The organism is Bacillus infantis NRRL B-14911 (assembly GCF_000473245.1).
Lineage (GTDB): Bacteria > Bacillota > Bacilli > Bacillales > Cytobacillaceae > Bacillus_AB > Bacillus_AB infantis.
In genome coordinates this window covers 1,716,848-1,737,886 of the sequence record NC_022524.1, presented here as the reverse complement: position 1 = coordinate 1,737,886, position 21,039 = coordinate 1,716,848, and the positions used below count along the sequence as shown (strand labels likewise).

The 21,039-nt window shown below is 48.0% G+C and carries 20 protein-coding genes; 1 reads left to right on the top strand and 19 read right to left on the bottom strand.

The features are described from left to right. Window positions 1-73: 73 nt before the first annotated feature. Both N288_RS08820 and N288_RS08815 read right to left on the bottom strand, forming a co-directional pair. Window positions 74-1,756: a DAK2 domain-containing protein gene (locus tag N288_RS08820; protein WP_009795953.1), complete on the bottom strand. Its 1,683-nt coding sequence runs from the start codon at window positions 1,754-1,756 to the stop codon at window positions 74-76. Window positions 1,757-1,772: 16 nt separating this feature from the next. Continuing rightward, window positions 1,773-2,135 (bottom strand): Asp23/Gls24 family envelope stress response protein, encoded by a 363-nt coding sequence (locus N288_RS08815; protein WP_009795954.1) that lies wholly within the window; start codon window positions 2,133-2,135, stop codon window positions 1,773-1,775. Window positions 2,136-2,449: 314 nt separating this feature from the next. Here N288_RS08815 and rpmB point away from each other — a divergent pair, with 314 nt between their 5' ends. After that, window positions 2,450-2,638, top strand: coding sequence for a 50S ribosomal protein L28 (gene rpmB, locus N288_RS08810; RefSeq protein ID WP_009795956.1), 189 nt, complete (start codon window positions 2,450-2,452; stop codon window positions 2,636-2,638). Between the two features lie 161 nt (window positions 2,639-2,799). Here the strand turns inward: rpmB and spoVM are convergent, their stop codons facing one another. The 17 genes from spoVM to N288_RS08725 form a co-directional block, all read right to left on the bottom strand. After that, on the bottom strand, window positions 2,800-2,880 hold the full coding sequence (gene spoVM, locus N288_RS08805) for a stage V sporulation protein SpoVM (RefSeq protein ID WP_022543708.1): 81 nt from the start codon (window positions 2,878-2,880) through the stop codon (window positions 2,800-2,802). Between the two features lie 104 nt (window positions 2,881-2,984). Beyond that, entirely contained in the window at window positions 2,985-3,629 is a 645-nt protein-coding gene (locus N288_RS08800; RefSeq protein WP_035403534.1) for a thiamine diphosphokinase, read from the bottom strand. Window positions 3,630-3,700: 71 nt separating this feature from the next. Beyond that, window positions 3,701-4,345 (bottom strand): ribulose-phosphate 3-epimerase, encoded by a 645-nt coding sequence (gene rpe, locus N288_RS08795; protein ID WP_009795959.1) that lies wholly within the window; start codon window positions 4,343-4,345, stop codon window positions 3,701-3,703. A gap of 1 nt (window position 4,346) precedes the next feature. Next, window positions 4,347-5,228 carry a ribosome small subunit-dependent GTPase A gene (gene rsgA, locus N288_RS08790; RefSeq protein WP_009795960.1) on the bottom strand — a complete coding sequence of 294 codons (882 nt, stop codon included), beginning with the start codon at window positions 5,226-5,228 and terminating at the stop codon, window positions 4,347-4,349. 20 nt (window positions 5,229-5,248) lie between these two features. Beyond that, window positions 5,249-7,225: a Stk1 family PASTA domain-containing Ser/Thr kinase gene (pknB, locus tag N288_RS08785; RefSeq protein ID WP_009795961.1), complete on the bottom strand. Its 1,977-nt coding sequence runs from the start codon at window positions 7,223-7,225 to the stop codon at window positions 5,249-5,251. Then, a complete protein-coding gene (locus N288_RS08780) occupies window positions 7,219-7,980 on the bottom strand; it encodes a Stp1/IreP family PP2C-type Ser/Thr phosphatase (protein ID WP_022543706.1) in 762 nt (253 codons plus the stop codon). The genes pknB and N288_RS08780 overlap by 7 nt, the downstream gene beginning before the upstream one ends. A gap of 4 nt (window positions 7,981-7,984) precedes the next feature. Next, window positions 7,985-9,073, bottom strand: a complete 1,089-nt coding sequence (rlmN, locus tag N288_RS08775; RefSeq protein ID WP_009795963.1) for a 23S rRNA (adenine(2503)-C(2))-methyltransferase RlmN — start codon at window positions 9,071-9,073, stop codon at window positions 7,985-7,987. After that, window positions 9,073-10,419, bottom strand: a complete 1,347-nt coding sequence (rsmB, locus tag N288_RS08770; RefSeq protein ID WP_009795964.1) for a 16S rRNA (cytosine(967)-C(5))-methyltransferase RsmB — start codon at window positions 10,417-10,419, stop codon at window positions 9,073-9,075. Before rsmB ends, rlmN begins: the two co-directional genes overlap by 1 nt. Then, window positions 10,409-11,365 carry a methionyl-tRNA formyltransferase gene (fmt, locus tag N288_RS08765; RefSeq protein WP_009795965.1) on the bottom strand — a complete coding sequence of 319 codons (957 nt, stop codon included), beginning with the start codon at window positions 11,363-11,365 and terminating at the stop codon, window positions 10,409-10,411. The genes rsmB and fmt overlap by 11 nt, the downstream gene beginning before the upstream one ends. Then, on the bottom strand, window positions 11,362-11,847 hold the full coding sequence (def, locus tag N288_RS08760) for a peptide deformylase (RefSeq protein ID WP_035403535.1): 486 nt from the start codon (window positions 11,845-11,847) through the stop codon (window positions 11,362-11,364). Before def ends, fmt begins: the two co-directional genes overlap by 4 nt. A gap of 70 nt (window positions 11,848-11,917) precedes the next feature. Continuing rightward, complete coding sequence (gene priA / locus N288_RS08755; RefSeq protein ID WP_009795967.1) at window positions 11,918-14,326, bottom strand: primosomal protein N'; 2,409 nt, start codon at window positions 14,324-14,326, stop codon at window positions 11,918-11,920. Next, complete coding sequence (gene coaBC / locus N288_RS08750; protein ID WP_009795968.1) at window positions 14,323-15,528, bottom strand: bifunctional phosphopantothenoylcysteine decarboxylase/phosphopantothenate--cysteine ligase CoaBC; 1,206 nt, start codon at window positions 15,526-15,528, stop codon at window positions 14,323-14,325. The genes priA and coaBC overlap by 4 nt, the downstream gene beginning before the upstream one ends. A 314-nt stretch (window positions 15,529-15,842) precedes the next feature. Continuing rightward, the gene (rpoZ, locus tag N288_RS08745) at window positions 15,843-16,064 is read right to left on the bottom strand and encodes a DNA-directed RNA polymerase subunit omega (RefSeq protein WP_022543704.1); all 222 of its coding nucleotides are present in this window, start codon (window positions 16,062-16,064) and stop codon (window positions 15,843-15,845) included. Window positions 16,065-16,068: 4 nt separating this feature from the next. Next, on the bottom strand, window positions 16,069-16,683 hold the full coding sequence (gene gmk, locus N288_RS08740; RefSeq protein ID WP_009795971.1) for a guanylate kinase: 615 nt from the start codon (window positions 16,681-16,683) through the stop codon (window positions 16,069-16,071). Window positions 16,684-16,693: 10 nt separating this feature from the next. Continuing rightward, the gene (gene remA, locus N288_RS08735) at window positions 16,694-16,957 is read right to left on the bottom strand and encodes an extracellular matrix/biofilm regulator RemA (protein ID WP_009795972.1); all 264 of its coding nucleotides are present in this window, start codon (window positions 16,955-16,957) and stop codon (window positions 16,694-16,696) included. Window positions 16,958-17,014: 57 nt separating this feature from the next. After that, a complete protein-coding gene (locus tag N288_RS08730; protein WP_035403538.1) occupies window positions 17,015-17,890 on the bottom strand; it encodes a YicC/YloC family endoribonuclease in 876 nt (291 codons plus the stop codon). Window positions 17,891-18,090: 200 nt separating this feature from the next. Continuing rightward, the gene (locus tag N288_RS08725; protein ID WP_009795974.1) at window positions 18,091-20,769 is read right to left on the bottom strand and encodes a calcium-translocating P-type ATPase, SERCA-type; all 2,679 of its coding nucleotides are present in this window, start codon (window positions 20,767-20,769) and stop codon (window positions 18,091-18,093) included. Between the last annotated feature and the right edge of the window lie 270 nt (window positions 20,770-21,039).

The window sequence follows — 21,039 nt, the reverse complement described above, 5'->3', positions numbered from 1 at the left end:
GCAAGTTTCGGGGGCATTGCCTGCCTGCATAGATAGAAATAGAAGGGGCATCCCCTTCTATTTCCTGGTAAGGCTATTCGATTGAAAAGATGAAAGCGTACAATGGCTGTTTGCCGTCATGCACTTCAACTTCTATGTCTTCGTATTCTTTTTCCAGGAAGTCTGCAATGGCTTCCAAATCTGCCTCGGATGCATCCTCGCCCTTAAGGATTGTAATAATTTCAGCATCCTCATCAATCATATGTGTGAGGAGCTTTTTGGCTGATTCAGTCTTATCCTTATCTTTGACAACGATTTTGCCATCAGCGATGCCCATGAAATCTTCTTTTTCGATTTCAAGGCCGTCGATGCTCGTGTCACGGACAGCAAAAGTGATCTGTCCTGTCTTGACATGGCTTAAAGCCTCGCTCATGCCGCTTTCATTGTCCTGAAGGCCTGCACCAGGGTTGAAAGCAAGCAGTGCAGCCATACCCTGCGGCACAGTTTTGGATGGAATGACAACAACGTCTTCCTCTGCTACCTCGGCGGCCTGCTGGGCAGCCATAATAATGTTCTTGTTGTTCGGCAGGATGATGATCTTTTTGGCATTCGCATCCTTTATGGCCTTAACAATGTCCTCGGTGCTCGGATTCATTGTCTGGCCGCCTTCAATGACAACATGGGCGCCAATGCTTCTGAAAAGGTCAGCAATGCCGCTGCCCATAGACACAGCTACAATGCCGTATTCAAGCTTCTCGTTTGTTTTGGCAGGTTCTCCGGTCCTTAGCGGGGTATGTGTCTCACCCACTATGTTTGTGTGCTGCTGGCGCATATTTTCAATTTTCATATTCACCAGGCTGCCATATTTCTGGCCATAGCTCAGCACATCTCCGGGCTGCTCAGAATGAATATGTACCTTCACCAGTTCTTCATCGGCAATCACCAGAAGAGAATCACCGAAACGGCTTAAATCCTGACGGAAAAGATCTTCAGAAAAGTTTTTTCCGTTCAGTTTTTCTTCTTCAAGCTTAACCATGAATTCAGTGCAATAGCCGAATTCAATATCTGCCGTATTGATATGCCCCTGGACTGATTTATGATGTTCGGCATTTACCATTTCATCCATGCTCGGAAGAGAGGCAGGTGCGTCAGGAAGCTTTTCGCCCTTCAGCTCAGCAAGAAAGCCTTCGTAGACAAATACAAGGCCTTGCCCGCCGCTGTCCACAACGCCGACTTCCTTCAGAACAGGCAGCAGGTCAGGCGTCCTGTTCAGCGAAGCTTTTGCTTCCTTCAGGACTTCCTCAAGGACTTTGATAATATCGTCCTCGCTTTGCGCAGCCTGGACACCCCTTTTGGCAGAATCCTTTGCAACGGTCAGGATCGTCCCTTCAACCGGCTTCATGACAGCTTTATAGGCGGTCTCGACACCAGTATTCAGCGCGTCTGCAAACTCGCTTGCTGTAATTTCAGACTTTTGCTCAATTGCTTTAGAGAAGCCGCGGAACAGCTGTGACAGGATGACACCCGAATTCCCGCGGGCACCCATCAATAATCCTTTTGAAAGGGCAGTGCCCACTTTTCCAATATGCGCCTGGACATTATTCCTGACTTCCTTCGCTCCGGAAGTCATCGATAAATTCATATTGGTTCCTGTATCTCCATCAGGAACCGGGAAAACGTTTAGCGCATCTACATATTTGGCATTAGAGGATAAGTGGTTTGCACCCTGCATCACCATTTCCGCGAAACGCTTTCCATCTAAAACTGTAATTGACACAAATCTTTCCTCCTCACTACGGGTTCGTTACACGAACTCCCTGAACGTAAATATTAACCGAGTCAACGGCAAGTCCAACAGTTTTATCAAGGGTGTACTTTACTTTTGATTGCACGTTGTGGGCAACCTCGGAAATTTTCGTTCCATAACTCACAATAATATACATATCGATATGTACTTCTTCGCTTTCCTGGCGCACAATCACACCGCGTGTAAAGTTTTCCTTGCGCAGAATATCGGTAAGCCCGTCCTTAATCTGGTTCTTGGAAGCCATCCCTACAATGCCGTAGCAGTCAACAGCTGCACCACCGGCAATAGTAGCAATCACATCATTAGATATATCAATTTGCCCGAATTTCGTTTTTAATTCAATGGACATGAGTCGTTCCCCCTTTGGAAATTGCTCCTTGACTAAAGTCATTTTACTATATCAAGGGTAAATTTAAAAGCTATACTTCCCCTTTCTTATTATAGGGCAGCTTCCCGTATACTATGTCAAGGAAATTTTCTTGAAAGGTTGCATCACAACTATTGCATTCATTTGGGTTGTATGATAAATTATTAAAGTATCTTTTAATGCCGAAAAACATACTCGTTACTGTTTTTCCATTACTTAGATTGAGCAATATGATCATTGCAAATGAAAGCATGAAAAAATAGTTTCAAGCTTTGTGAGTTAGGAGGGAAATATACATGCCACGCAAATGTGTCGTAACAGGTAGAAAAACAACTTCAGGCAATAAGCGTTCCCACGCTATGAATGCAAACAAGCGTACTTGGGGAGCTAACCTTCAAAAAGTTCGCATCCTTGTAGACGGTAAGCCTAAACGTGTTTGGGTTTCTGCAAGAGCGCTTAAATCAGGTAAAGTAGAACGAGTGTAACAGCTCGAAAAGGACATCCCGCGGATGTCCTTTTTTATTTCTCCGTCCCCGCAAACCGCACTTGCTTCTATAACCTTCCTTGCAAAAAAAATCAGCATCCGCTGTCCGGATGCTGCTGAAGGTGTGGTATTTTTGTACGTTCTGCTATGGATCTATCACTTTTATTCCTTTTTGAAGGTTCCTAGCATCGCGCGGACAAGTCCGCCTAAAAACTTCGGCAATTTAATCGTATAAAACTTCATGGATATGTCCCTCCTCGCCATCTAACCGCAAATCTCTCTGTCCTCTTTTGCGCCCTTACCATCATATTCAAAAGATTAAGATGAGTACACTTTGTTTAAGACTTTTAATCATGACTCCTTATCACCATTATTATGCCTTCGGTAAATGAAAAAGTACCATAATCATGATTAAGTTCGTTACTAATGCACAGGGTAGACCCGAGCGGGACATATTTATTTTTCAGCGGATATTTAAAGCCTTCGAGCGTCAGGTCCTTGATATGGCTCGTCACCGGGACAAAGGAGACATATTTCATATTCTCCAAGGGCAGGACAGTATAAGCCCCCGGGCCTTTGGCATAAATGATATTTCTGCTGTCTATCAGCTCGATATGGGTGCTAGCGCCTTTCAGGAGCGGCCCGATGAGGAGCTGCACGTTGCCAAAGAAGTGGTCGAGGCGCCCCCCGGTCCCTCCATATATTTTGATGGCTTCGGGTTCCTGCTTCAGTGCCCAGATGATGGCAAGCTCCATATCGGTTTCATCTTTCTCAGGGTTGAACAGCCGGACTTTCTTTACAGCTTCCCGGATTTTCATCATCTCTTCGGGAGATACTGAATCAAAGTCGCCGAATGCGGCCTGCGGAACAATACCTTTTGAGAGCAGGGTAAAGACTCCCCGGTCCACACCTGCCCAAATATCCCCTTCATCGGCAGGTACAAGTTCCGGAAGAAGTTCCACCGGCCCTCCTGCAAGTATATGGATAATCAGCGGTATCACCTGTCTTTCATAAATTAGCTTATAGAAAAGCCAGCCGAATCATTCAGCTGGCTTTTCTTTTTTTATCCTCTAAGTGCTGCGATTGCTTTCGCACGGTCTTTCTGATTATAAACGGCAGAACCGGCGACAAGGACATTTGCGCCTGCCTCTATACAGAGCTTAGCCGTCTCCTCATTCACACCGCCATCCACTTCAATTTCAAGATCCAGCCCCTGCTCTGCAGCCATTTCTTTTACCTGCCTGATTTTCGGGAGCACCGATGAAATGAATTTCTGGCCCCCAAAGCCAGGATTCACTGTCATCAGCAGGACCATGTCGATATCCTGGATGATATGCTTAAGAGCTTCTGCCGGTGTAGCTGGATTCAGGACGACGCCTGCTTTTACACCATAAGACTTGATAAGATGGATCGTCCGGTGCAGATGCCTGGATGCTTCTGCATGGACTGTAATATAATCGGCGCCTGCCTTGGCGAAGGCTTCGATATACTGATCTGGATTTTCAATCATCAGATGCACATCAAGCGGCAGCTTTGTAATCGGTCTGACTGCCTCTACAATCAGCGGGCCGATCGTGATATTCGGGACAAAATGGCCATCCATTACATCCACATGGATATAATCGGCCCCTCCCCTTTCTACATCCTTGATTTCTTCTCCCAGCCGGGAAAAATCAGCAGATAATATCGATGGTGCAATCTTAACCATATTAATACCTCGGCTTTCTATCTTTTATTTCCTGGAGGAAATCTTTGTAATGCTCATATCTGTATTGCGGGATCTCTCCGTTGTCGACCGCTGCTTTGACCGCACATTTCGGCTCGGAAATATGCAGGCAGGCACGGAATTTGCAAGCCTCGCTTTTTTCCCTGATATCAGGGAAGCAGAAATTCAGTTCTTCTGCTTCAATATCGGTGAATTCAAGGGAACTGAATCCCGGCGTATCAGCAACAAATCCCTGGCCGATTTCAATCAGCTCCACGTGGCGTGTTGTATGCTTCCCTCTTCCCAGATGTGAGGAAATGATGTCCGTTTTGAGTTCCAGCTCCGGCCTGAGGGCATTGAGGAGAGAAGACTTTCCAACTCCCGACTGCCCTGCAAAAACCGAAATTCCTCTTTCAAGGAAAGGAAGCAGTTCATCAATCCCGATCCCATTTTCTGAAGAAGTCAGCAGCACATCATAGCCTGCGTCCCTGTACGAAGCTGCGTAGTCCTCAATCTTCATTCTTTCTTCTTCATTTACCAGATCCATTTTTGAGATGCAGATAACCGGCTGGATATGGTTAAATTCAACCAGCACAAGGAAACGGTCAAGTAAAGCCGTACTGAAATCCGGTTCAATAGCTGAAAAAACAAGAATGGCCTGATCCACATTGGCAATCGGAGGCCTGATCAGTTCATTTTTTCTTTCTTTCACTTCAAGGATATATCCTTCACTGTCGTTATCTGCCTGATATACGACATTGTCTCCGACAAGGGGTGTGATCTTATTTTTCCTGAACACTCCCCTGCCCCTGCATTGCACAGTTCTTTCGCCGCTAAGCACATAATAGAATCCGCTTAATGCCTTAATGATTTTGCCTTCAGGCATACAAACACTCCTAATTCTTTTTAGTTCCCGGGATAATCGACTTCTTCATCAATAATCTGCTGGCTGTTTCTCAGAACTTTATAATACGCTTTGCTGCCTTCCTGTATCAATAGTTCCATATTATACTTACGTTCTTCCGTAATGTAGAAGGTATCAAAAGGCGCTGTCATCTTATTATTCATATCTTCCACAAGGATCTGGATTTCCTGCGGCTCCCCTTCTTCCTCAGGCTCATATGGTATCGTGATTTCTACGGGCACTGTTTTTGGAGGAATCTCTTCCTTGCCTTTTGAGAAGGTGACTGACAGGCCTGAACCTTTGCCAAGCTCAGTTCCTGCGGGCTGCGACTGGCTGATGACGAGGCCTTTTTCAACTGTATCATGGTACTCTTCTTTTGATGTATCGATCTTCAGTCCCGTTGATTCGGCATAATCCTGAACTCCCTTTAGATTCAGACCAGTAAGATCCTTCAGGACAATGGGTGCGGGTCCACTGCTTACGGTGAACTCGATCCCGGTTTCGCCAGGGATTACTTCTTCCCCTTCATCGATTGACTGCTCAAGGATTGTACCTTCAGGCTCATCCTCATTATTGGCGTCCTCCCGGGTGATTTGTGTAAAGCCCTCTTTCTCGAGGAGGCTTTCGACCTCTTCAAAGGATCTTCCGGTATAGTCCGACATTTCAAACTTCTCTTTCCCGGAACTTAAATATATCGTTATACTGGATTCTTCCTTCGCCATCCTGCCGGCTTTCGGATCGGTTTTGATAACGAGTCCCTCTTCTACCTCTTCATCATTAATCTCGACCGGATCTTCCACCTCAAAACCTGCTTTTGTCAGTATGGATGTGGCATCCTCAATCGTTTCCCCTGCCACATCAGGAACCTCGATTTCCTTTGGCAGAAACAGCTCAGGAAGGACTGTCAGGGCCAGTACTCCCATTACAACAAAGAAGAGAAAAAGAGAAACAAGGACAATCGGCCACTTCTTTTTCTTTTTCTTATCTTTCTTTTGTTTTTTGGCAGCAGGAGCCGGACCCGCTGAAGAGCCTTTATCATCTTTTTCATGTACGCGCGTTTCGTCCATATTCTGATAGGGGCGATCGCTTGTGATCACCGGAATCGCTTTGGTGGCATCATCATCATCAGGCACCGAAAATTTCTTCTCATTCATTCTGCCCGGTTCAAGGGCGGTCCTGATATCTTCCTCCATATCCTCTACATTTTCATAACGGTGGAAGGGGTCCTTCGCAGTTGCCTTCAGGACGATATTCTCAACGCTTTGGGGAATAGACGGATTCCACCTTCTTAATGAAGGGGTTTCGGACTGAAGATGCTTAAGCGCGATGGAAACCGCCGACTCTCCTGAAAACGGCAGCCTGCCGGTCAGAAGCTCAAACATCACAATTCCAAGGGAGTATATATCCGATTTCTTATTGGCCATCCCCCCTCTTGCCTGTTCAGGGGATAGATAATGGACAGAGCCAAGCACAGAGTTGGTCTGGGTGATGCTTGTTGAACTCAGGGCCATGGCAATCCCGAAATCTGTAATTTTCACATTCCCGAGCCGGTCAACCAGGATATTATGCGGCTTGATGTCCCTGTGCACAATATGATGCTGATGGGCGTGGGAAATAGCGGAAAGAAGCTGTTTCATAATATCCAGTGCCGTGTCAACGGGTACAGGGGAATGCTGCTGTATATACTGTTTGAGTGTTTGCCCTTCCACATATTCCATGACAATATAATAGATTGAATCTTCTTCGCCGACGTCATAGATGCTCACTATATTCGGATGTGCGAGGCTTGTAGCCGATTGCGCTTCACGGTGGAATCTCCTGATGAATTCATCATTTTCAGCAAAATCCAGGCGCAGGATCTTTACGGCCACATCGCGGTCCAGGATCATGTCATGCGCCAGATAAACATTCGCCATCCCGCCGCCGCCGATCATATCCAAAATCTTATAGCGGCCGCTTATTCTTTTACCAATCAGCATTCTGTATCACCAGAGCTGCCGGCATCCATGAACTCGACAATCACAAGGGTGATATTGTCCTCACCGCCGTTGTCATTGGCAAGCCGGATCAGATCCGCTGCCTTATCATCGAGCTTTTTCTCCCCGGCAAGGATTTCATGCATCTCCTGCTCTGAAACCTTATTTGTCAATCCATCCGAACTGAGAAGCAGCAGATCTTCTTCCTCAAATACGATGGTCCTGGTGTCCATCTGTACCTTTTCTTCTGTTCCAAGTGCTCTCAGCAAAACATTCTTCCGGGGGTGATGCTCTGCATCTTCTTTTGTAATCTGGCCTGACCGGAGGAGCTCATTCACAAGGGAATGATCTTCTGTCAGCTGCTTGAACCCAGATTCATTCAATATGTAACCCCTGCTGTCGCCAATATTGGCAATGGTGGCAAACAGGCCGGTCGCAATGGCGGCAACAATGGTCGTCCCCATGCCCTCGCATTCACTGTTATTCTTTGAATGTTCGAACAACAGGGCATTCACTTCTCCGATATTGGTCCTAAGCCATTCTTCAGCCTGCTCAGGTGTCTCAATCCCTGCATTGCCTTCCCAGAGCTCCTTCAGCTTCAGGAGGGTCATCTCACTGGCAACGTCACCCGCACGGTGGCCGCCCATGCCATCGGCTACGATGGCATGGCGCTGCCCGCTGCGGTTGACAAAAATTCCGCCGTTATCTTCATTATGCTGACGGATCTTTCCCCTGTCCGTCATAAAGACAGCTTTCATTCTGTCACCTCGTCTCTTCTTTGCGCTCCTTCGCACGGAGCTGGCCGCATGCTGCATCAATATCATGGCCCTGCTCACGGCGGATGGTCACGTTCACACCTCTGTTCTTCAGCGCTTTTTCAAAAGCAAAGATCTGATCCTTCGGTGTTCTTACATAATCCCTTTCAGGCACATAATTGACTGGAATCAGGTTCACGTGGCATTTCAGCCCTTTAATCAGAGAAGCCAGCTCCTCAGCATGCTCCACCTGGTCATTCACACTCCCGAACAAGCCATATTCAAAGCTTACCCGCCTGCCCGTTTTATCGACATAATAGCGGATGGCTTCCATCAGGTCCGGCAGTTTATATGCACGGTTGATCGGCATCAGCCTGCTGCGGATTTCCGTGTTTGGCGCATGCAGGGAAACTGCGAAGTTGATCTGCATGTTTTCATCTGCAAATTTGTAGATTTTCGGAATGATCCCGCTTGTTGAAACCGTAATATGGCGCGCTCCGATATTGAGCCCGTCATCATGGTTGATGATTCTTAGGAAAGACATCATATGATCATAATTGTCAAATGGCTCGCCGATGCCCATGATGACAACAGAGCTGACCCTTTCATCCGTTTCATCAAGTGCCTGTTGTACTTTTACGACCTGGGCAACGATTTCTCCTGCTTCTAAATTACGTTTTAATCCTCCGAGTGTGGAAGCGCAGAATGTACAGCCTATCCGGCAGCCCACCTGGGTTGTCACACAGACGGAATTTCCGTATTCGTGGCGCATCAAAACGGTTTCGATGGAATAGCCGTCATGAAGCTCGAACAGAAACTTGATTGTTCCATCCGAAGAGGTCTGCTGGATAAGTGTTTTTAATGTCGTCAGGGTAAAGGTTTCATTCAGTTTATCTCTCAAAGCTTTTGAGAGGTTTGTCATATCTTCGAATGATGCCACCCGTTTCTGGTAAAGCCATTCGAAAATCTGGGCGGCACGGAATGCCTTCTCGTTATTTTCCTTGAGCCAATCCTTCAGCTCATCGAGCTGCAATGAATAGATGGATGGTTTTTGCTCGGCTGTCTGCTTCTTCTCTGTTGTTTTAACGTTTTCCACTACTGCACCTTCTTTCTCAGGCTGGCTATATAAAAGCCGTCCGACCCCAGGTCCTGGGGCAATATTTGTAGTTCAAAATCTTTTGCCAATGCTTTCACTGCATCAGGCAGTCTCTCTGCTAAGGAATGGTCGCCGGAGAATTCGGGATGTGAATCAAGGAATTGCCTCACGGCGTTTTCGTTTTCTTCCCGATCCACTGTACATGTGCTGTAGACAAGGGTTCCCCCGTCCTTCAGCAAAGGGGCGACTGCTTCCAGCAGTTTGAGCTGCACCTTCTGCAGGTGCATGATATCTTCTTCTTTTTTAGTGTATTTCATGTCAGGCTTCCGCCTCATTACACCAAGGCCTGAACATGGGGCGTCAAGCAGGATGCGGTCAAAAGAGCCCGCATTGAAGTGTTCCTGTACTGTCCTGCTGTCCATCGCCTTTGTCTCGATATTTGACAGTCCCAGTCTTCTGGCATTGTCAGCAATAAGCTTAACCTTATGTTCATGCAGGTCAAGGGAGATGACTTGTCCTGTATTTCCAAGCTTTTCGGCAATATGGGTTGTTTTCCCGCCCGGAGCGGCACAGGCATCAAGAACATGATTATCCTTTTCTGCTCCCAGGGCATATGCCGCAAGCATAGAACTTTCATCCTGGATGCTCAGATAGCCTTCCTTGAATGCCCGTGAATGAGCAAGATTCCCTTTTTTGCTTTTGACTGCCTCGGGTATGACAGGGCTGGCTTCTACTAGGTAGCCTTCTTCTTCCAGCATCGCCATGCATTCATCCATGCTTACTTTCATAAGGTTGACCCTTCCTGTCTGCATGGGAGCTGTCAGATTAAGCTCGCACATTTCTTTTGCGCGTTCAAACCCGAGCTGGTCGACCCATCTTTTGACAAGCCAGAGCGGATGGCTCGTTTCCATTGCCAGCCTTTCCACACTGTCTTTGATGCTGTCGAGACTGCGGGCACCCTGCCTCTGGAGGCTTCTCAGCACGCCATTCACCATCCCGGAAATACCTTTATGCCCTTTGCGCTTGGCTATTTCCACCGCTTCATAGATAGCGGCACGGTCAGGGATTTTATCCAGATAGATCATCTGGTAAAAAGTGATCCTGAGCAGCTGCCTCACCCAGCTTTCAAGTTTCTTGGGATTCTTAAGGAATGGCTCCATTTGATAATCAAGGGTCATTTTCCTTTGCAGGGTTCCGTAGACAAGCTCAGTAAGGAGCCCGACATCTTTGCTGCTGATATCGTTTTTCTTGATGCTGCTGTTCAGGAGGAGATTGCTGTATGACTGGTTTTTTTCGATCGCTTCCAGCAGCTCTACCGCTGCCTCGCGCACATTTTTATTCGCCATGCTGTTCTCCCAGCACAGTGCCGATGCTCAGGGAAGAGCCTGCACCGCGGAGAAATTGTTCTCCGGACATTTTTTTCTTTCCTGCCGGCTGCAGCTCGGTAATCTTAATGCCGGTCATATTCCCGGCTGCCGCGATAAAGCCATCTTTTTCAATCCCGACAACTGTTCCGGGAAGGGCTTTTTCCTTCAAGCCGACTTTTGCAGAGCTCCACAGTTTCACTACTGACCCGTCAAGAGTGGTAAAAGCAACAGGCCAGGGATTCATGCCGCGGATATGGTTGTATATCTCTTCACCAGTCTTGGTCCAATCTACCTGTTCCTGCTCTCTTTTTATATTATAAGCAAATGTCGCCTCTTCATCATTCTGGGGAATTGGCTCGAGTTCACCCTTTAGCAGCTTGGGAAGTGTCTCTGACAGAAGTGCTGCCCCCGCAGCGCTCAGCTTATCGAACAGAGATCCAGCTGTATCCTGCTCATCGATTTTAACCTCAGCCTGTGTCAGAATATCGCCTGCATCCAGCTTTTCAGCCATATACATGATGGTGATGCCTGTCTTTTCTTTCCCCTGGATGATCGAATAATGGATCGGTGCGCCGCCCCTCAGCTCAGGAAGCAGGGAAGCATGAACATTGATGCAGCCGTATTTAGGGTAATCCAGCAGCTCCTTCGGCAAAATCTGGCCAAATGCAGCTGTGACGATCAGGTCAGGCTCAAGGGCCAGGATCTTCTCCAGCTCCTCTTTTACGCGGATTTTCTCGGGCTGGTAGACAGGGATTCCCTGCTTTACAGCTTCCGCCTTGACGGGAGGGGGCGTCAGGACTCTTTTCCTGCCGACCGGCCTGTCCGGCTGCGTTACCGCTGCAATCACATTATAGCCTTCCGATATTAATTGCTTTAAGATAGGCACTGAGAAATCCGGTGTTCCCATAAATACGATTTTTGTCATTCGCTTTCCAACCCTTCCAACTCTTCTTCTTCCAGGTATCTGTTCACTTTTGAAGTAAACAGGACACCATCCAAATGATCGATTTCATGCTGAATCGCCCTTGCCAGAAAATCATCTGCCTCCAGTGTGAAGCTTTTTCCTTTTCTGTCCTGGGCTTTTATTTTAACAGTGAACGGTCTTGTCACTTCTCCATACAGTCCGGGGAAGCTCAGACATCCCTCAGGGCCTGTCTGCTCCCCGCCTGTTTCAATGATTTCCGGATTGATGAGCTCAATCGTCCCGTTTTCATCATCAATATCAACGACGGCGATTCTTTTCCTGATCCCGATCTGGGGGGCGGCAAGCCCTACGCCGTCAAACTCTATCATCGTATCATACATATCATTCAAAAGCTTCACAAGCTTCTTATCGAATTCAGTAACCGTCTCGCACGGCTCTTCAAGTATCTCTGCTGGATAAGTAACTATTTTTCTAACGGCCAAATCATTGCCTCCAATGTCTTTTTCTCTATTTTCAACAAAATCCCCGAAACTCATAACCATTAATCCCCGTCTACATCATAATATAGGGATTAAGATCAACCGATATCTGCAAACCTGCAGATATCTCCTGCTGATAATGGTCGAGAACCGATTTTAATACTTTTTCCAATCCGGGTTCCCGTTTGTATTTTATCAGACATTGATAGCGATATCTATTATTGATCCGCGGAATCGGCGATGCCACCGGGCCGAGGATGTTAGCCTCCGGGCTCAGCCTTGCTGCAGCAAACTGCGTGATTTTTTCTGTCACCGAAACTGCCTTCATTAAATCTTCATGGCTGACAGTGATGAGCGATATATAATAGAAGGGAGGATATTGATGCATCTTCCTCACCATCATTTCTGTCCGGTAGAAGCTTTCGAAATCCTGCTCACCGGCAAGTTCGATGCTGTAATGCTCAGGCGTGTAGGTTTGTATGACCACTTCTCCCTCCAGCTCATGACGCCCAGCCCTTCCGCTCACCTGTGTCAGAAGCTGGAACGTTTTTTCAGACGCCCGGAAATCGGGGAGGTGAAGCATTGTATCCGCTGAAAGCACACCTACAAGTGTAATATTCGGAAAGTCAAGCCCCTTGGCTATCATCTGCGTTCCAAGGAGGATATCAGCATGCCCCTCCTGGAATTCGTTCAGCAGCCTTTCATGGGAGCCTTTTCGGCTCGTTGTATCTACGTCCATCCTGACAACCCTGGCTTCAGGCAGGATTTTTCCAAGTTCTTCTTCCACCTTCTGCGTGCCTGTCCCGAAATAGCGGATATGTTCGCTTCCGCATTCCGGACATACAGGGGGGACATGATCTTCATGGCCGCAGTAATGGCATTTCATCTGCTGGCTGTATTGGTGGTAAGTAAGGGAGATATCGCAATTAGGGCAATTGACGACATATCCGCAGTCTCTGCACATGACAAAAGAGGAATGTCCCCTTTTATTGAGGAAAAGTACCGTCTGCTCTTTCTTCTCCAGCCTGTCCTTTAATTTTTCAAGAAGCTGGCGGGAGAACATGGAGCGGTTCCCTTCCCTTAATTCCTCCCGCATGTCCACGATTTCCACCTTTGGGAGAGGCTGGCTGTTCATCCTTTTGGTGAGCTCCAGCTTTTTATAGACACCCTTCTGGGCCCTTGCAAAGGTCTCAAGCGAAGGTGTCGCACTCCCGAGGACAACAGGGCAGCTGTGGTACTGAGCCCTTTCAATCGCAGCATCCCTCGCATGATATCTGGGATTCTCTTCCTGTTTATAGCTGTTTTCATGTTCTTCATCAATAATGATGATCCCAAGGTTCTCGAAAGGGGCGAAAACGGCAGACCTTGCCCCGACAACAACCTTCACTTCCTTGCGCTGGATTTTTCTCCACTCATCATATTTTTCGCCGGCAGAGAGCCCGCTGTGGAGGACGGCAACCTGATTCCCGAACCTGCCCTTAAACCTGGTCACCATTTGCGGAGTCAGGGAAATCTCGGGAACAAGGACAATCGCCTCCCGCCCCTGCTCAAGGACGCGCTGAATGGATTGAAGGTAAACCTCGGTTTTTCCGCTGCCAGTGACTCCGTACAGCAGGAAGACATGGTGCTCAGTTTCATTAATGGACGAAAGGATTGGCCTGATGGCCGCATCCTGCTCAGGGGTCAGTGTAAGGGGAGATGTTGCCTCAAAGTTCCGGTCTTCATAGGGATCCCGGTAGACTTCCATTTCTTTTTCAGCAAGTATGCCCTTTTGAACGAGCCCTTTGATGGTGGAAGCGGAAACACCCAGGGCGGGGAGAAGCTCGCGCAATTCAACAGGTCCATTATTAACAATAAAATAATCGATGACCTCTTTCTGCCTGGAAGCCTGGACTGGCAGATCCTCTTTGAAGCTGATCAGCTTTTCCGGTGCAGCAGGGATAATATGCTTCAGCTTCTTCTTCCGTACCTTTTCCTTCACTTCATAGATGACCTCAAGGTTCCCCTTATCCGCTTCTTTCTGCATAAGCGGCAGGAGCCCCGCTTTGGAAGCATCTTCCCAGAGTACCTCGTCCCTGGTTCCAAAAGCACTCTGCACAGCCTCCGGCAAAGAAGCTGTTTCCAAGCCGCCGGCTGGCCTTATCTTTTTCGTATATTTCGCCTTAAGCGCTGCAGGCAGCATCGCCTGGAAGGCGGATATTTTATAGCTGAGAGTATGGCTGGTCAGCCAATTGCCGAGAGAAAGAAGCTCCGTGTTCAGAACAGGCGTCAGGTCCATCGGCTCAATGAGCTCCTTCAGCTTGCCGAAATCAGAGCTGTCCTTTAAGCCGATGACGAATCCCTGTATTTTTCTCGGTCCAAAAGGTACTATGACACGCATACCCGGCTTGATTGCCCCGATAAGGCTGTCAGGGATCTTATAATCAAAGGCCCTGTCAGTCTGTTTGGCCGGCACATCGACTATGACACTCGCAATATTCATCGGTTATCATCCTTTAGCAGAGCTGAGGCTTCTTGCAGGATCCTGGCAGCAGCCTCATGCTTGCTCATAAGCGGCAGCGCTATTGCTCCGCCATCTCTTTTGTATATGGTGATAATATTCGTATCTGTGCCGAACCCTGCGCCTTCAGATTTCACATTATTGGCAACGATCATATCAGCATTCTTTTTGGCCAGTTTCTTTCTGGCATATTCTTCTACATGATCCGTCTCAGCAGCAAATCCAATGAGGATCTGCTGTTTTTTTCTGCGGCCAAGATCCAGCAGGATGTCCTTGGTCCGCTCAAGCTCAAGAACCTGGTCCCCATCCTGCTTCTTCACCTTGCTTTCGTGCACCACTTTAGGGCGGTAGTCAGAAACTGCCGCCGTTTTAATGACAATATCAGCTCCATCAAATACACCATCAACAGCCTGATACATCTCTTCGGCACTTTCAACATCAATAACAGCTGCTCCGGCAGGCTTCGCCAGCGAAGACGGACCTGAAATCAGCGTAACCAGAGCACCTGCCTTCAAGGCTTCTTCTGCAATGGCATAGCCCATCTTTCCTGAAGAATGGTTGGTGATATAGCGTACAGGATCAATTTTTTCCCTTGTCGGTCCTGCTGTCACCACGACTTTTTTGCCTGCAAGGCTTCCGCTGTTCCTGAAAAATCCTTCTATATTGCTGACGATCATTTCCGGCTCCTCGAGACGGCCTTTCCCAACATACCCGCAAGCCAGGTAGCCTTCACCAGGTTCAATGAATCTGCAGCCGTAATCATAAAGCAGTTTGATATTTTTCTGTACTGCCGGGTGGTCATACATATGCACATTCATTGCCGGAGCAATCCAAACAGGCGCAGTCGCAGCCAGGAGCGTTGTTGTGATCATATTATCCGCAATCCCATTGGCCAGCTTGCCGATCACATTGGCAGTCGCCGGTGCAACCAGAATAAGGTCGGCCCAATCAGCCAAATCGATATGGGCAATCACCCTGGAGTCTTTTTCATCAAAAGTATCTATATAAACGTCATGGCGGGAAAGTGCCTGAAAGGTCAGCGGCGCCACGAATTTCACTGCAGACTCACTCATCATGACCTTAACCTCCGCGCCGGCCTGAGTCAGCTTGCTGGTTAGCGCTGCCGCCTTGTAAACAGCAATCCCGCCTGTAACACACAAGAGAATCCTTTTTCCATTCAGCATAAACCGAACCCCCATCCAAACCCAATATTCTAAACTCCATTATGCTCCAAACGAACATATATTTCATCTATTTTATACCGAAATGCGGAAGGCGCTTGTTCAGCCCCGACAAGCATAAGACGCTTCAGGATAGAAGGCGTTCTTTGCCTTCAATCCTGAAGTGGCTTATGACTCGAGGGGCTAGCGCCTGGAGCTGGACAAATCGAAATGCGGAAGCGGCTTGCTCAGAGCCGACAAGCATCAAGCGCCGGGTCCAGCATGCTCAGGCAGCAAAAAAAATAACAACCCCGCATGCCAGGTTGTTATTTTAACGTTTATTCCAGCTCTTCACCCTGTGGAACTTCTCCTAATCTGTAGTGAAGCTCGTCGGCATGAATTTCTTCAAGCGCCTTGCCGACATTTTTGTGTGACACATATTTGTCCAGCTGAGGCTTCGCATCAATCTGAAGCTTGCGGGCACGTTTCGCCGCCACAGATACAAGGGAATATTTAGAGTCAATTTTAGTCATTAAAGAGTCAATAGAAGGATACAGCATAAGTTCATTCAACCTCCAGCATTTTTTTATAGCGCGGCTCGACCCGTTCCCTGCGGCAATGTTCAGCCACAACAATGGATTTGATCCTTTCGCTTGCGAGTTCCACCTGGTCATTCTCTACTACATAATCATACAGATTCATCATTTCAATTTCTTCCTTGGCCGCAGTCAGACGATTCTTGATAACATCCTCTGTCTCAGTTCCCCTTGTCGTTATCCGGTTTTTCAGCTCTGTAAGGCTTGGCGGCATAAGGAAAATGAACAGGCCGTCAGGGAATTTTTCACGGACCTGCCGTGCGCCCTGGACTTCGATCTCAAGGAATACATCTCTTCCTTTATCCAGTGTCTCCCTTACATAATCAACAGGAGTACCATAATAGTTGCCGACGAACTCGGCATATTCAAGGAGCTTTTCCTGTTTGATCAGCTCTTCAAACTCTTCCCTTTTTGAAAAAAAGTAATCGACTCCGTGAACCTCGCCATCACGCGGAAGCCTGGTAGTCATTGAAATCGAATACTCAAAAGAAGTATCCGGCTGTGAAAAAATCTGTTTTCGTACAGTTCCTTTACCTACCCCTGAAGGACCAGAAAGAACGATTAGTAAACCCTTTTCCTGCATTTATTAGATCCTACCCTTCATCAATAATTTCATCACGGTCATTTAATCGGTGGGCGACCGTCTCCGGCTGGACAGCAGACAAAATAACATGGTCGCTGTCCATCACAATGACAGCCCTTGTCCGCCTGCCATATGTCGCATCTATAAGAGAGCCCCGGTCCCGGGCATCCTGGATAATCCTTTTGATCGGTGCTGATTCAGGGCTTACGATCGAAATAATCCGGTTTGCTGACACGATATTGCCAAACCCGATATTAATCAGTTTAATCGGCATGGTGGTCCTCCAATCGTCAGTTACTTATTTTGGCCGTTATTGAAGTCTTTTAAACGTTTATTCTATATTCTGGACCTGCTCTTTCATCTTTTCCAGAAGGCTTTTCATCTCAACCACTTCCCTGGCAATCGAGGAATCATTAGCCTTAGATCCAATCGTGTTGGCTTCCCTGTTCATTTCCTGGAGAAGGAAGTCAAGCTTCCTGCCGACAGGCTCTTCCAGCAGAAGGGTGCTTTCAAACTGGCCGATATGGCTGTCAAGCCTCGTTATTTCCTCATTAATATCGGCTTTATCAGAGAACACAGCCACCTCGGCCAGGATGCGGTTTTGGTCAATCTGCTCGCCAAGGAACTCTGTCATCTTCTTCTCAAGACGGTCGCCATATTGCTTGATAACCAGCGGGGCAAGGTTCTTAAGCTGCACAAGGCAGGCCTGCAGCTTATCCAGCTGGACCCGGATATCTTTTTCCAGCTCTGCTCCTTCAGCTTTCCGCATGGAAACCAGCCGCTCTGCAGCTTCCTCGACCGCCTCAATGACAATCGCTTCAAGCTCTCCATCCGCTGCATCCTCTTCCTGGATGGAGAGCATATCCTCGCGGCTGATCAGATCTGTGATTGACGGACCATCGCTCAAATGATATCTTTCTTTGATTTGCATTATGTATTGATAATATTCATCCAGGAGGTCCCAGTCAACATTAACTTTCCGGCTGACGGCCCCTTCCCCTTCTATGCTGGCAAATAATTCGACTCTGCCCCGCTTAATCCTGGAGGCCAGAACCTTCTTTATTTTATCCTCAAGCCTGATCATCTGCCTTGGCATCCGGAGCTGGTGCTCGGAAAACCGGTGGTTCACTGTTTTCAGTTCGATGTTGACCGAGAAGCCATCAGTGCTTTTATTGCTCCGGCCGTAGCCGGTCATACTTGAAACCACAAAATCACATCCATTCTTTTTTCGGGGCCATTCCCGGCAGACAGCAACTTTCTTCCCTGTCTCCAAAAGCTGGAGCTGCTATGAGGCTTTCAAATCTCAAGATTTATGTATGCTGAGCAGCAAGCAAAGCTTGCCGGCGTTTCAAGACAAAAGAAAAGGTAATAGAGGCTTCTCTACTACCTTTAGGATTATACCATAATTTATTTTGTTTTTCTTAACAAAAACGTTCCGGCAAGCAAAAAAGTTGGAACGGAAGCAAGTGCTGTGATCATAATCCAGTCTCCAGGCTGTATAGCCATCGTGTGGAAGATTGGCTGCAGCGGCGGATAGTATATGACGATAATCATCAGCAGAAGAGAAGAAATCACGGCCCATACAAGATATTTATTGCCGAACGGATTCCTGGCCAGAACTGACTTTTCGCTCCGGCAATCAAACACATGGATGAGCTGGGCAAGGACAAGGGTAGCAAATGCCACTGTCTGGGCATATCCCAGCTGATCCGGATTATTCTTGTATGCAAGCATGAATGCTGCCAGTGTTACAATTCCGATCAAAAAGCCCCGGGAAACCACCTTCCAGCCGAGCCCTCTTGCAAAAACGCCTTCCTTCGGACTCCGCGGCTTCCTTTTCATCACGTCATCCTCCGGCTGATCAAGTCCGAGAGCCATTGCCGGGAGCCCGTCTGTAACCAGATTGACCCAGAGAATCTGGATAGGAACCAGCGGCAGCGGCAATGCAAGGAGCATTGCAAAGAGCATCACCAGAATTTCACCCACGTTGGAGGCAAGGAGATATCTGATGAACTTGCGGATATTTTCATAGATATTCCGTCCTTCTTTGATCGCTGCCTTGATCGTGGCGAAGTTATCGTCCAGAAGAACAAGAGCGGAAGCTTCCTTCGCCACATCTGTTCCTGTAATGCCCATAGCCACTCCAATGTCAGCAGCTTTGATGGCAGGCGCGTCATTGACCCCGTCGCCTGTCATTGCAACTATATGTCCTTTGTTTTGCAGGGCTTTGACAATTTTAAGCTTATGCTCCGGTGACACCCTTGCAAAGACGGAAACCTCATCAACCACATCCTCCAGCTGGCCAACGGACATCTCGGAGAGCGCTTTCCCGTCAAGCACCTTGCTGCTGCCTGTCAGGATGCCAAGCTGTTTGGCAATCGCCTTGGCAGTGATAACATGGTCTCCCGTAATCATCACGGTTTTAATGCCTGCTTCCCTGCACTCCTTCACCGCTGTCCGTACTTCAGGGCGGGGAGGATCTATCATGCCCTGGAGCCCGATCAGCGTAAGGTTTTTCTCTGCTTCTTTCTCATCAAGGACCACCTGGTTTGCCGGGAGCTCCCTGAAGCCGATGGCAATGGTCCGCAGCGCCTGGGAAGCAAGTCCATCAATCGCTTCCTGGACCTCTTTTTTCATTTCCCCCGTCATCATCTGGCGCTTGTCGTTCCAAAGAATAGAATCGCTGATTCCCGCCAAAACATCCGGTGCACCCTTTGTAACAATGAACTGCCTGCCGTTTCTGTCTTTGACAATGATGCTCATCATTTTCCTGGCCGAATCAAAAGGAAACTCATTGAGGACCTGGTACTGGTCCATCAGGCTTTCCCTCCTGTAGCCAGCCTTCATAGCCGCTACCAGGAGAGCTCCTTCTGTGGGATCTCCATCAATGCTGTATTCCCCTTTTTTCTCTGTAAGCTCTGCATGGTTGCAAAGCAGCCCGAACATCAGCATCTGCTGGAGTGACTTCTGGGCTTTAACATCCACCCGCTTATCATCACTATAAAAGGTTCCGGAAGGCTCGTAGCCGATGCCGTCCACCGTCCACTGTTTCCCTCCGCTCCAGAGATGGGTGACCGTCATTTGGTTCTGTGTCATCGTTCCGGTTTTGTCAGAACAAATGACAGAAGCGCATCCAAGCGTTTCTACAGCCGGGAGCTTCCTGACGATGGCCTTTTTCTTGATCATCCGCTGGACGCCGAGCGATAAGGCAACCGTTACAATGGCTGGCAGCCCTTCTGGAATGGCTGCTACTGCAAGGGAAACGCCTGCGAGGAACATCGTGTACAGTTCGTGGCCCTGGATGACGCCGACCAGGACGACCAGAACTGTCAAAAGGAGAGCTGCCGTAATCAGAATTTTACCAAGCTGCTCAAGCCTGCGCTGAAGGGGTGTTTCCATCGTTTCAGCATTCTGAAGCAGATCGGCTATCTGGCCCATAGCTGTCTTCATGCCAGTAGCGACAACGACCCCAACACCGCTGCCCCTGGTAATCATCGTACCCATAAAGGCCATATTCTCCATATCACCAAGCCCCGGATTATCTGCTTTTAAAGATGCAGTCGTCTTTTGGACAGGAACCGACTCACCCGTCAAAGCAGACTCTTCAATTTCAAGGCTCTTGGATTCAATCAGCCTGATGTCTGCACCAATCCGGTCTCCGCTCGAGAACTTGAGCAGGTCACCTGGGACTACATCCTTGGAGGGAACTCTGACCCACTTCCCGCTGCGGAGGACCTGTACCTGCGGAGCGGACAATTCCTTTAGAGCAGAGAGCGATTTCTCTGCTTTCCTTTCCTGGAAAAAGCCTAACAAACCATTAATGATGACAATCGCAATGATGGCAATCGCATCAATATATTCTCCCAACAGCCCTGAAACAAGAGTGGCCGCAAGCAGGACCAGCACCATAAAATCTTTGAACTGGCTGAAAAACAGCAGCAGTGCCGACTGCTTTTCCCCTTCTGAAAGTTCATTGAAGCCATGCTGGTTCCTCCGTTTTTTCACATCATCATCGGTCAGCCCAGCCGAAAAATCCGTATTTAATGCTTCTTCCACTTCTCTTTCATTCATCTCATGGAACTTCATCCGGCCATCACTCTTCCTCCTTTAAAATTCTATGGGAGCCTGCCACCTTGAAGCAGGCCATGACAGAAATCCTGCTCGATCTGAATGAATTCCCCCGTCTTCCAGCCCTGCGGCAGATTCTGGCACAAAGCTGTCCCACTCCGCTCTAAGAAATCTTATTCAGACCTGTCCAAAAAAATGCCAGAAGCCAGGGGAAGAATGAGCAATCCTGCAGGATTTTTGCTAAAATAAGATATTAGAAACAAAAAAGCGCTGCATATAACAGCCGCT

Coding starts and splice junctions, on each gene's coding strand:
- N288_RS08815 (WP_009795954.1), bottom strand. CDS start 2,135: ATGTCCATTGAATTAAAAACGAAATTCGGGCAAATTGATATATCTAAT.
- rpmB (WP_009795956.1), top strand. CDS start 2,450: ATGCCACGCAAATGTGTCGTAACAGGTAGAAAAACAACTTCAGGCAAT.
- spoVM (WP_022543708.1), bottom strand. CDS start 2,880: ATGAAGTTTTATACGATTAAATTGCCGAAGTTTTTAGGCGGACTTGTC.
- rpe (WP_009795959.1), bottom strand. CDS start 4,345: ATGGTTAAGATTGCACCATCGATATTATCTGCTGATTTTTCCCGGCTG.
- rsgA (WP_009795960.1), bottom strand. CDS start 5,228: ATGCCTGAAGGCAAAATCATTAAGGCATTAAGCGGATTCTATTATGTG.
- pknB (WP_009795961.1), bottom strand. CDS start 7,225: ATGCTGATTGGTAAAAGAATAAGCGGCCGCTATAAGATTTTGGATATG.
- N288_RS08780 (WP_022543706.1), bottom strand. CDS start 7,980: ATGAAAGCTGTCTTTATGACGGACAGGGGAAAGATCCGTCAGCATAAT.
- rsmB (WP_009795964.1), bottom strand. CDS start 10,419: ATGGCGAATAAAAATGTGCGCGAGGCAGCGGTAGAGCTGCTGGAAGCG.
- fmt (WP_009795965.1), bottom strand. CDS start 11,365: ATGACAAAAATCGTATTTATGGGAACACCGGATTTCTCAGTGCCTATC.
- priA (WP_009795967.1), bottom strand. CDS start 14,326: ATGAATATTGCGAGTGTCATAGTCGATGTGCCGGCCAAACAGACTGAC.
- coaBC (WP_009795968.1), bottom strand. CDS start 15,528: ATGCTGAATGGAAAAAGGATTCTCTTGTGTGTTACAGGCGGGATTGCT.
- rpoZ (WP_022543704.1), bottom strand. CDS start 16,064: ATGCTGTATCCTTCTATTGACTCTTTAATGACTAAAATTGACTCTAAA.
- gmk (WP_009795971.1), bottom strand. CDS start 16,683: ATGCAGGAAAAGGGTTTACTAATCGTTCTTTCTGGTCCTTCAGGGGTA.
- remA (WP_009795972.1), bottom strand. CDS start 16,957: ATGCCGATTAAACTGATTAATATCGGGTTTGGCAATATCGTGTCAGCA.
- N288_RS08725 (WP_009795974.1), bottom strand. CDS start 20,769: ATGAAGTTCCATGAGATGAATGAAAGAGAAGTGGAAGAAGCATTAAAT.